At 68.0% G+C, this 10,484-nt stretch carries 9 protein-coding genes; all 9 read right to left on the bottom strand.

Annotation, left to right across the window (positions count from 1 at the left end):
• A partial coding sequence (ftsZ, locus tag GJ693_RS10395; protein ID WP_156256237.1) for a cell division protein FtsZ occupies nt 1-1,458 on the bottom strand: 1,458 nt, incomplete at its 3' end.
• A gap of 59 nt (nt 1,459-1,517) precedes the next feature.
• Complete coding sequence (gene ftsA / locus GJ693_RS10390) at nt 1,518-2,795, bottom strand: cell division protein FtsA (protein WP_235902812.1); 1,278 nt, start codon at nt 2,793-2,795, stop codon at nt 1,518-1,520.
• 12 nt (nt 2,796-2,807) lie between these two features.
• Nucleotides 2,808-3,683: a cell division protein FtsQ/DivIB gene (locus tag GJ693_RS10385; RefSeq protein WP_156256236.1), complete on the bottom strand. Its 876-nt coding sequence runs from the start codon at nt 3,681-3,683 to the stop codon at nt 2,808-2,810.
• Nucleotides 3,680-4,612, bottom strand: coding sequence for a D-alanine--D-alanine ligase (locus tag GJ693_RS10380; RefSeq protein WP_156256235.1), 933 nt, complete (start codon nt 4,610-4,612; stop codon nt 3,680-3,682). Before GJ693_RS10380 ends, GJ693_RS10385 begins: the two co-directional genes overlap by 4 nt.
• A complete protein-coding gene (murB, locus tag GJ693_RS10375) occupies nt 4,609-5,505 on the bottom strand; it encodes a UDP-N-acetylmuramate dehydrogenase (RefSeq protein ID WP_156256234.1) in 897 nt (298 codons plus the stop codon). Before murB ends, GJ693_RS10380 begins: the two co-directional genes overlap by 4 nt.
• Nucleotides 5,502-6,932 (bottom strand): UDP-N-acetylmuramate--L-alanine ligase, encoded by a 1,431-nt coding sequence (gene murC / locus GJ693_RS10370; RefSeq protein ID WP_156256233.1) that lies wholly within the window; start codon nt 6,930-6,932, stop codon nt 5,502-5,504. The genes murB and murC overlap by 4 nt, the downstream gene beginning before the upstream one ends.
• Nucleotides 6,929-8,053 (bottom strand): undecaprenyldiphospho-muramoylpentapeptide beta-N-acetylglucosaminyltransferase, encoded by a 1,125-nt coding sequence (murG, locus tag GJ693_RS10365; RefSeq protein ID WP_156256232.1) that lies wholly within the window; start codon nt 8,051-8,053, stop codon nt 6,929-6,931. The genes murC and murG overlap by 4 nt, the downstream gene beginning before the upstream one ends.
• Nucleotides 8,050-9,261 (bottom strand): FtsW/RodA/SpoVE family cell cycle protein, encoded by a 1,212-nt coding sequence (locus GJ693_RS10360; RefSeq protein ID WP_235902809.1) that lies wholly within the window; start codon nt 9,259-9,261, stop codon nt 8,050-8,052. The genes murG and GJ693_RS10360 overlap by 4 nt, the downstream gene beginning before the upstream one ends.
• Before the next feature lie 14 nt (nt 9,262-9,275).
• A partial coding sequence (gene murD, locus GJ693_RS10355; RefSeq protein WP_156256231.1) for a UDP-N-acetylmuramoyl-L-alanine--D-glutamate ligase occupies nt 9,276-10,484 on the bottom strand: 1,209 nt, incomplete at its 5' end.

Here is a 10,484-nt window from a genome sequence, read left to right as displayed (position 1 = left end):
CTGCGGCGGTTCCGGCTGCGGCGCCAGGCTCGCCGGCGGCGGCTCCGGCGCGCGCGGCTTGCGGCTCATGCCCATCATGCGTTCGAACAGGGTCAGCGGCCGGTCTTCAGCCACCGGTTCGGGGATCGGCGCCGGGGCCGGTTCCGGGTTCACCGTCGGGCCGGCGATCGGCGCGACCGGCGTGAAGGTGAAGCTGGTTTCCGGGCGTTCGTCCACGCGCTCGCCGACTTCGGCGAGATCGATGGCGTCGTCTTCTTCCACGGCTTCGGCCACGGTTTCGGCATCCTCCGCGACGGTTTCGGCCACCGGCAGGTCGAGCGACAGCGGTTCGGCGGCCACCGGTTCCGGGGCAATTTCGGCCACCGGCTCCGGCTCCGGCATCGGCTCGGGTTCCGGCTGCGCGGCGGGCGGCGGCATGGTGAAGATGCTGGGCTGGGCCAGGAAGGCCGGCGCGGCGGCTTTCTTGGGCGGTGCCGGGATCGGCATCGGGCGGGCGGCGGCATCGATGCCGGTGGCCACCACGCTCACCCGCATCAGGCCATCCAGATCCTTGTTGAAGGCGCTGCCGACGATGATGTTGGCTTCGGTATCGACCATGTCGCGGATATAGGAAGCGGCTTCGTCCACTTCCATCAGCTTCAGATCGTCGCCACCGGTGATGTTGATGATGACGCCCTTGGCGCCGCGCATCGAGACTTCGTCGAGCAGCGGGTTGGCGATGGCCTTCTGCGCCGCCTCGATGGCGCGGCCTTCGCCGCTGGCTTCGCCGGTGCCCATCATCGCCTTGCCCATCTCGCTCATCACGGTGCGGATGTCGGCAAAGTCGAGGTTGATCAGGCCCGGCATGATCATCAGGTCGGTGATGCCGCGCACGCCCTGGTGCAGCACCTGGTCCGCCATGGCAAAGGCGTCCTTGAAAGTGGTGTTGGCATTGGCGATCAGGAACAGATTCTGGTTCGGGATGATGATCAGCGTGTCGACATGCTTCTGCAGCTCGGTGATGCCTTCCTCGGCCGCGCGCATGCGCTTGGCGCCTTCAAAGCTGAACGGCTTGGTGACAACACCAACGGTGAGGATGCCCTTTTCGCGCGCGGCGCGTGCCACCACGGGGGCCGCGCCGGTGCCGGTGCCGCCGCCCATGCCGGCTGCGATGAAGCACATGTGCGCGCCGTCGAGCGCGGTTTCGAGCTGTTCCAGCGTCTCTTCGGCGGCCGCACGGCCGATCTCGGGACGGGCGCCGGCGCCCAGGCCCTGCGTGATCTTCATGCCGAGCTGGATGCGCGTGCCGGCCGGACTCATCGCCAGTTGCTGGGCATCGGTATTGGCCACAATGAACTCAACGCCCATCAGATCGGCAGCGATCATGTTGGCTACGGCGTTGCAGCCGGCCCCGCCGACGCCGACAACGGCGATCCGCGGCTTCAGTTCAGTCAGTTCCGGCTTGGCGAATTCCAGCATATCGTGTCTCCCGTGGCCCGTAACATACTAGATGATGCGCGAATCGCTGGGAAGGGACTTCACAGACTTCCCCACAGTTTTTCGATGACTCCGCCCAATCCGCGGCGCGGCGCCCCATTTTCACTGGTCACCGGCTGGTGCCAGACATCGCCGGGATCACGACCGGCAAACAATATGAGACCGGCCAGCGTTGCGAAAGCCGGGCCTTCCTGTGCGACGGGCAGTCCGTTCAGTCCGCGCGGCCGGCCGATACGCACGTTGCAGCCCAAGTAGCTGCCGGCAAAATCCGCGATCGAGCGCAGGTCTGATCCGCCGCCGGTCAGCACGATGCGCCGCGCCTGCGGGCCAACAAACCCCAGGCCCGACAAGGCCTTGCCGATTTCGCCGAACAATATTTCCAGCCGGGTGCGGATCACGCCGACCAGCTGCGCGCGCGGCACCTTGCGGGGTTCGGCGCTGCCATCTTCCACGGCGGGCGGGATGATCACCGGATCGACCTGGTCGCGCGCGGTGGCAACGGCGGCGCCATCAAAGGTCTTCAGGCGCTCGGCATTGCTGCGCTTGGTGTCGAAGGCGGCGGCAATATCGTCGGTGATGTCGGCACTGCCCATCGGCACGGTGGCGATCCCCACGGCGATGCCGAACTTGTGCACGGCGATGCTGGTCATGCCGGCGCCGATGTCGATCAGGGCCACGCCGATGTCGCGCTCTTCCTCATCCAGCACGGCCAGGCTGGCGGCGAGCGGGCTGGCGACCAGGCCGGAAATGCCGAGGTGCGACTGCGCCACGGCGCGGGTGAAGTTGAGGATCGCCGGGGTGTCGGCGGTGACGACATGGATATCCATGCCCAACCGGTCGGCATGCAGGCCGAGCGGGCTTTCGACGCCGGGCAGGCCATCCAATGTGTAGAGCGCCGGCAGCGCGTGGACCACGGTGCGGCCCCTGGGATCGATGCTGGCGCGGCCGGCCTGGCGCAGCGTCACCATGTCGGTCGGCGTGATGCTGGCGCCAGCAATGTCGATCTCGGCGCTGGCCATGCTGCTGGCCATGTTGCCGGCGGCAAAGCTGGTCATCACGCTGTCCACCTGCAGGCCGGCGGCGCGTTCGGCCTGGTCCATGGCGCCGCGGATGGCCATTTCGGCCTTGTCGAAATCGGTCACCGTGCCGCGTTTCAGGCCCATGCAGGGCTTCTGGCCGCTGCCGATGACGCGTGGTGGCCCGTCGCCGCCGATCAGCGCAATCAGCGCCGACACTTTCGACGTGCCGACATCCAGCACGGCCACTGGCCGTTCCGGCTGGCCGCGACCGAGCGGGGGAAGTGGAATGCGGGGGGCCAACGATCCTCCTCCTCAGATCTTCTGCGCTTGCGCGGCGGCGCGGCGCGCCTTTTCGGCGGCGGCCAATGTTTCGGCCACCGCCGGGCCGGCGACGATCATGCGGCCGGGCAGGCGCATGTCGAAACGCGTGAAACGCCCCCCCAGCAGCCGTTCCGGGCCCTGGCCATCCAGCTTGGCAAAGCTGGCCAGCGCGGCGCGGGCCTGGCCCGGCTGATCGGGCAGTGCCAGCGTCTCGCCGCTCTTGAATTTCAGGTCCCAGCGCCGGCCGCCCACGAACACGGCGGCATTCACGTCGCGACCCAGCGGCGTGGTGGCGATCAGTTCCAGCGCATCATGCACGCGGGTATTGGCGCCGGCGCCGACCAGGATCGGCAGCTCGTTCCAGCGCTCCAGCCGCTCGCGGGTGAGGACGCGGCCGGTGATGTCGATGGCGGCCAGCTGCTGGTGATATTGCCACAGCGCCACTGGCTTGCGCTCCGAAATCTCGATCACCAGCGTGTCGGGCAGGCGTCGCTGCACGCTGGCATCGGCGATCCAGGGCAGGGTGCGCAGCCGCTCGCGCACCTCGTCCAGATCGGTGGCCAGCATGGCATTCGTGGGCCCGTTGAGCACCGCAGCATAGATGGCCAGCCGTTCCTGCTCGCGCGCGCCGGTCAATTCGACATGGCGCACTTCCCAGCCTTGGGCGGCGGTCCACACCACAAAGCCGTTCCACAGCCGCTGCGGCACGCCCATTGCGATCATTGCGAGCAGAACGAGGCCTAGCATCACGCCGGCGCCCAGCCCAAGCTGGCGGCGGGTCAGCTTGGCATCGGGCATGCCGCGCCCCGACCGCTTCTGCGCGGCCCGCGGCGGCTTGGCGCCGCGCTTCAGAACGGCAGCCGTCACCCCTGGCCTCCCTTCCGATCGGCCAGCGCCATCTCGATCAGGCGCTGCACCAGTTGTTCATAGCTGATGCCCCTCACTCTCGCCTGTTCCGGCACCAGGCTCAAGGGCGTCATGCCCGGCTGGGTGTTGGTTTCCAGCAGATAGAGCCCGGCCAGGCCCTGCGCCGGATCCCAGCGAAAATCCGAACGGCTGGTGCCGCGGCAGCCGAGCGCCCGGTGCGCGGTCAACGCATGGGCGAGGCAGGCCGCCTCGATCTCCGGCGGCAGCTGCGCCGGGCATTCATGCACGGTCAGGCCATCGGTATATTTGGCCTCATAATCATAAAAGCCCTGGGTCGGCTTGAGTTCCGTGACGGCCAGCGCCTCGTCGCCCAGCACGGCGACGGTCAGTTCCTTGCCGGCAATGAACGGTTCGGCCAGCAGCGTGGCAAATTCGTTCCACGGGCCGGGCACATCGCGGCGGATCGGGTTGCCATAATTGCTGGCGTCGGTGACGATGGCGACACCCACCGACGAGCCTTCGTTGACGGGCTTGAGCACATAGGGACGCGGCAACGGATCGCCGTCGTACAGGCTTTCGCTGGTGACGAGCCTGCCCTGCGGCATCGGCACGCCGGCCGGCACCAGGATGCGCTTGGTCAGTTCCTTGTCGATGGCGATGGCCGAGGTGGTGAGGCCGGAGTGGGTGTAGGGGATGCCGAGCAGATCCATCACGCCCTGCACCGTGCCATCCTCGCCCGGCGTGCCGTGCAGGGCGTTGAACACCACGTCGGGCGCGGCATCGAGCAACTGCTGGCCGAGGTTGCGGCCCATGTCGATCTCGGTCACCTCATGGCCCAGCGTGCGGCAGGCCTGCGCGATGCCGCGGCCGGAGGTAAGGGACACCTCGCGCTCGGCCGACCAGCCGCCCATGAGGACTGCGACCCTCATTGCACCCGTCCCACGCGCTGGATTTCCCACTCCAGCGCCACGCCCTGCGTGCGCAGCACATGGGCGCGCACCAGCTCACCCAGCGCCTCGATATCGGCGGCGCGGGCGTGGTGGCTGTTGATCAGGAAATTGCTGTGCTTCTCGCTCACCTCGGCACCGCCAACGCGCAAGCCGCGGCAACCGGCGCTGTGGACCAGTTCCCAGGCCTTGTGCGGCGCCGGGTTCTTGAAGGTGGAACCGCCGGTGCGGGTGCGCAGCGGCTGGCTGGCTTCCCGTGCCGCAGCGATGCGGTCCATTTCGGCCTGGATGGCCGCCTTGTCGCCGGGCTGGCCCTTCAGGCGGGCGGCCACCACGATCTCGCCGTCGGCCAGATTGGAGTGGCGATAGCTGTAATCGAGCGCCGACAGGGCGCGGGTTTCGATACCGCCGTCGCGGGTGACGATGGTCGCCTCCACCAGCACGTCGGCGACTTCGCGGCCATAGGCGCCGCCGTTCATGCGCACGAATCCGCCCACGGTGCCGGGAATGCCGCGCAGGAATTCGAGGCCCGCCACGCCGGCATCGCGCGCGGCGCTGCTCACGGCAATGCCTGACGCGCCGCCGCCGCAGGTGAGCGTGTCACTTGCCGCGCTGACCTTGCCGAACGCCTTGCCCAGCCGCACCACGACGCCCGGCACCCCACCATCGCGCACGATGAGATTGCTGCCCAGGCCGAGCGCCATCACCGGCACGTCGCCCGGCAGCGCCTTCAGGAAGCTGCGCAGGTCATCGATATCGGCCGGCTCGAACAGCCAGTCCGCCGCGCCACCCGCCTTGAACCAGACGAGCGGGGCCAGCGGCGCAGACGCCGTCAGCTTGCCGCGCGCGGCCGGAGGGGCGGCGAGCGCCGTCACCCCGCCTTCACCTTGCCGATCGCGTCGGCGAGGCCAGCGGCCCATTTGGTGATGTCGCCGGCGCCGAGGCAGATGACCTGGTCGCCGTGCTGGATCACGCCGGCCAGCTTCACCGCCAGATTGTCAGGCCCGGTCACCGTGTCGGCACTCGGGTGGCCGGCGGCGACGAGGCCGGCGGCGAGTGCGGCGGCATCGACGCCGTCGATCGGCGTTTCGCCAGCGGCATAGACCGGCGCGACATAGACCATGTCGGCATCGTTGAAAGCGGCGCAGAAGTCCGCCATCAGGTCGCGCAGGCGGGTGTAGCGGTGCGGCTGCACCACGGCGATGACACGGCCGGTCGCGCCTTCACGGGCGGCGGCGAGCACGGCGCGAATTTCCACCGGGTGATGGCCATAATCATCGATGACGGTGGTGCCGGCAACTTCACCCACCTTGGTGAAGCGGCGCTTGACCCCGCCAAAGCGGGCGAGGCCAGCACGCAGGCCGTCATCATCCACGCCCAGTTCCAGCGCCACGGCGATGGCGGCGAGTGCGTTCTGGACATTGTGGCGGCCGGGCATCGGCAGCACCAGATCGTCGATCCGGCGTTGGCCATCCCGGGTGCGCACCAGCACGGCAAAGCGGTTGCCGCCCGGTACGGGCGTCACGTCCAGCCCGCGCACATCGGCGGTGGCGGCAAAGCCATAGGTGATGATCCGCCGGTCCGACACGCGCGGGATCAGCGCCTGCACTTCCGGATGATCGATGCACAGGATCGCGGCGCCATAGAAGGGCACGGCGTGGACGAAGCTGCGGAAGCCTTCGCGCACCTTCTCGAAATCGCCCCAGTGATCGAGATGCTCAGGATCGATGTTGGTGACGATACCGAACGTGCCGGTCAGCCGCAGGAAGCTGCCGTCGCTTTCGTCGGCTTCCACCACCATCCAGTCCGACGTGCCGAGCCGGGCGTTGGAGCCGATGGTGTTGATGATGCCGCCGTTGATGACGGTGGGATCGAGCCCGCCGGCATCGAGCAGGGTGGCGACCATCGAGGTGGTGGTGGTCTTGCCGTGCGTGCCGGCGACAGCGACGCAGCTTTTCAGCCGCATCAGCTCGGCCAGCATCTCGGCGCGGCGCACAACGGGGATGCGCTTGGCGCGGGCGGCCATGACTTCGGGATTGTCGGCCTTGATCGCGGTCGAGATCACCAGCACGGCGGCGTTGGCGACATTGTCCGGCTTCTGACCGATGAAGACGGTGATGCCCTTCTTGCGCAGGCCCTCGACCACATAGGATTCGGCCGAATCGCTGCCCTGCACCTCGAAGCCGAGATTGGCCATCACTTCGGCAATGCCCGACATGCCGATGCCGCCGATGCCGACGAAATGGATGACGCCGATATCGGTGCGGAAGCCGGGGCGAAAGGCGATCTGTGCGGGACTCATGCGATCAATCCGGTGGCAATGACGAGGTTGGCCAGCCGCTGCGCCGCCTCCGGATGACCGGCGGCACGCGCCGCAGCAGCGGCCGTGGCCAACCCCTGCCGGTCTGTTAACCATTGCGTCAAGACCTCGGCCAGGCGCTCCGGCGTAAAATCCTGTTGACGGATCATCTGCGCCCCGCCCGCTGCGACCAGTGCGGCGGCATTGTCGGCCTGGTGGTCATCTGTGGCGATTGGCAGCGGCACCAGGATCGAGGGCCGGCCCATCACGGCCAGCTCGGCAACGGTGGACGCGCCGGAGCGGGCGATGACGATGTGGCTGGAGGCCATTTCGGCGGGGAGGTCGGGGAAATAGGCCGCGATGGTGGGCTCGATTCCGGCGGCGCGATAATCGGCCAGCATCGCTTGCGCATCCTCGTCGCGGCCCTGGTGGGTGATGTCCAGCTGGGCGCGGACAGCGTCGGGCAGCAGGCGGACAGCGGCGGGCACCACGCGGTTCAAAATGGCCGCCCCCTGGCTGCCGCCGGTCACCAACAGCTTCAGCCGGCCAGCGTTTTCATCAAATGTCACGTCACGCGCGGCCAGCACTTCGGGCCGCACCGGGTTGCCGACGAAATGTGCCCGGCGCTGCCAGCTGCCCTCCATGCGGCGCACCTTTGGGAAGCTGGTGGCAATCGCCCGCACCCGCGGGGCGAGATAACGGTTCGTGCGGCCGAGCACGGCATTCTGCTCGTGGATCAGGCAAGGCAGGTAGAGCGACAGGCCCGCCAAGAGCCCGGGCAGGGCCGGGTAGCCGCCAAAGCCGACCACGGCACGCGGGTGGATCTCCTTGAACAGCTTGCGCGCCGTGCCGCGGCCCTTCCAGATCGAGAGCGCCACCTGCGGTAATGAGCGCCAGCCGCTGCGGCCGGTAGAGGCAGCATCCACCTTCGTCACCGGCACGCCGGGGAACAGGCCGGGAAAGCGCAGGCCACGCTCGTCTGTCACCAGATGCACCTTGTGCCCGCGCGCCATCAATTCCAGCGCCAGGCAATGCGCCGGCACCATATGGCCACCGGTGCCACCGGCACACAGCACATAGGTGCCGCCAGGGCCAGGCGTGGTGGGGCGCGGATTGTCGGTCATGCCGGCCGCAAGTTGCCCGGCGATTTCGCCCAAGGCTGGCCTTTAAGGAAAGGATTACAACGGGTCAGTGCCAAGAGCAGCCCGGCGCCAACGCAGATGGCGAGGTAGGAGGAGCCACCGTGGCTGATGAAGGGCAGGGTCATGCCCTTCGACGGCAGCAGCGCCAGGTTCACCATCATGTTGATCGCCGCCTGGAAGCCAAACTGCGCGGCCAGGCCCGACGTGGCGAGGAACACGAACGGATCGTCTTCGTCCATCGCCACCAGCAGGGCGCGCACCACCAGGCCCATGAACAGGCCGGCCAGCATGAAGCAGGCGATCAGGCCAAATTCCTCACCGATCACGGAAAAAATATAGTCGGTCTGGGCTTCGGGCAGGCGGAACTTCATGCGGCCTTCGCCCGGGCCAGTGCCCAGCCAACCGCCGGCGCGGAAGCAATCCAGCGCCTTGTCGATCTGGAAGGTGTCGCCCGTGCCCATCACCCACTTGTCGATGCGGGCCGCAAAGTGATCGAGGGTGAAATAGGCCGCAACCAGCCCGACGACACCCAGCACCGCGAGTGCGCCGACAATGGCCAGCGACAAACCAGCCAGCATTGCCTGGGTGAGCCAAACGGCAGAAATCAGGGCGGATTGGCCCACGTCAGGCTGGGCGATCAGGCAGATCAGCGCCATGCCCAGGATGCCGAGGCTGATCTGCATGGTCGGCAGCGAGCGGTCCTCCACCTTCAGGCTCAACAGCCAGGCGGTGGTGACGATGAAGCAGGGCTTGAAGAATTCCGACGGCTGGAACTGGAAGCCGGGCAGCTGGATCCAGCGCGCCGCCCCGTTGGCGCCGCCGCCGATGAACGGCACCAGCAGCAGGGCGGCGAGGCAACCCAGCGTGCCGATGACCGACAGGCGCTTCAGCAGCTTCAGATCCAGCATCGAGGTGGCCAGCATCAGCGGCAGGCCAAGCGCCACCCAGCCCAGCTGGCGATAGAGGAAAAAGAGATCATCAAAGCGCAGATTGGTGCCCGACAGGCGGCGCGCGGCGGCCGGCGAGGCGGCGGCGACGGCGACGATACCGGCCGCCACAAGGGCAAAGATGATGATCAGCAGGGTCTTGTCGATCGTCCAGAACCAGCGGCCGATGGCGCTGCGGTCGCCGCGGGTCAGGGCGGCGGCCAGCGGCCGGCCAGCGGAACTGCGCATGCGGTCAGATGCCATCGCCCGTCTCCCCCTCAAAGCGCCGCAACCGCTGCCCGAAAGGCAGCGCCGCGATCCTCAAAATCCTTGAACTGGTCAAAACTCGCCGCCGCCGGGCTGAACAGCACGACATCGCCCGGCCTGGCGGCAGCCAGCACATCCTGCACCGCCTGCGCCAGTGTCCCCGACTGGGTGACGGGCAGACGGCTCTGCAGCTGCTCGCCAAATTGCACGGCAGCTTCGCCGATCAGATAGGCGGCCACCACGTCACCAAGATGCGGCAACACGGCCGACAAGTCAGCCTTGCCTGTTGCGTCCAGCTTGGGGCGGCCGCCGGCGATCCAGTGGATGCGGGGATAGGCGCTGAGCGCCGGGGCCGTGCTGTCCGGGTTGGTGGCCTTGCTGTCGTTGACCCAAAGGAGCCCGCGCTTCTCGCCGACCGGTTCCATGCGGTGTGCCAGCGCCTGGTAGGAGGCAAGGCCGGCAGCGATGACATCATCGGCGATGCCCATTGCGCGGGCCGCGGCGATGGCGGCGCGGGCGTTTTCCAGATTGTGCGGGCCCTTGAGCGCCGGCCACTCGGTTTGTGGCGACGGCAGCGGCACGTCCTCGATCAGCATCACCGGGCCATTGGTCACGGCGTAGGCCGCCTGCGCCGCCTTGCTGACAATGGCCGTGCTGCCGGGCTTCTGCATGGCGAACAGCCGTGCCTTGGCGCCGGCGTACGCCGCCATGGTGCCGTGCCGTTCCAGATGGTCGGGCGTGATGTTGGTCAGGATCGCCACATCGCAGGCGAGGCTGTGGGTGATTTCCAGCTGATAACTCGACAATTCCAGCACCCACACACCGGTTTCCGGCAACGGGTCTTGCGCCAGGATGGGCAGGCCGATGTTGCCGCCCATCGCGGCGGGCAGGCCGGCGGTGATGCACAGATGATGGACCAGCGCCGTCGTGGTGGACTTGCCGTTGGTGCCGGTGATGCCGACGATGCGGCCCTTGGGCTGGGCGCGGGCAAACACTTCGATATCGCCGATCACCGGCACGCCATGGCGGGCGGCGGCCGCAAAGATCGGCGCGGAATGGGGCACACCGGGGGAAACGACGACGCCAGCAAGGCCCGACAGGTCCGCTGTGTTGAGATCGACCAGTGTGCCATCAAAGGCGGCGCGGGCCGCTTCGCCATCATCCCACGCCCACACCTCGCCGCCCGACGCGGCCAGCGCGGCCGCCGCCGCGCGGCCGGT

Origin of the sequence: Sandarakinorhabdus oryzae, from assembly GCF_009733735.1 — a bacterium.
GTDB lineage: Bacteria > Pseudomonadota > Alphaproteobacteria > Sphingomonadales > Sphingomonadaceae > Sandarakinorhabdus > Sandarakinorhabdus oryzae.
This window is presented reverse-complemented; position numbering and strand designations above follow the sequence as displayed.

What these genes read in the sequence shown, in the direction of transcription:
- GJ693_RS10380 (WP_156256235.1), bottom strand. Translation starts at nt 4,612, where the DNA reads ATGAGGGTCGCAGTCCTCATGGGCGGCTGGTCGGCCGAGCGCGAGGTG.
- murC (WP_156256233.1), bottom strand. Translation starts at nt 6,932, where the DNA reads ATGAGTCCCGCACAGATCGCCTTTCGCCCCGGCTTCCGCACCGATATC.
- murG (WP_156256232.1), bottom strand. Translation starts at nt 8,053, where the DNA reads ATGACCGACAATCCGCGCCCCACCACGCCTGGCCCTGGCGGCACCTAT.
- GJ693_RS10360 (WP_235902809.1), bottom strand. Translation starts at nt 9,261, where the DNA reads ATGGCATCTGACCGCATGCGCAGTTCCGCTGGCCGGCCGCTGGCCGCC.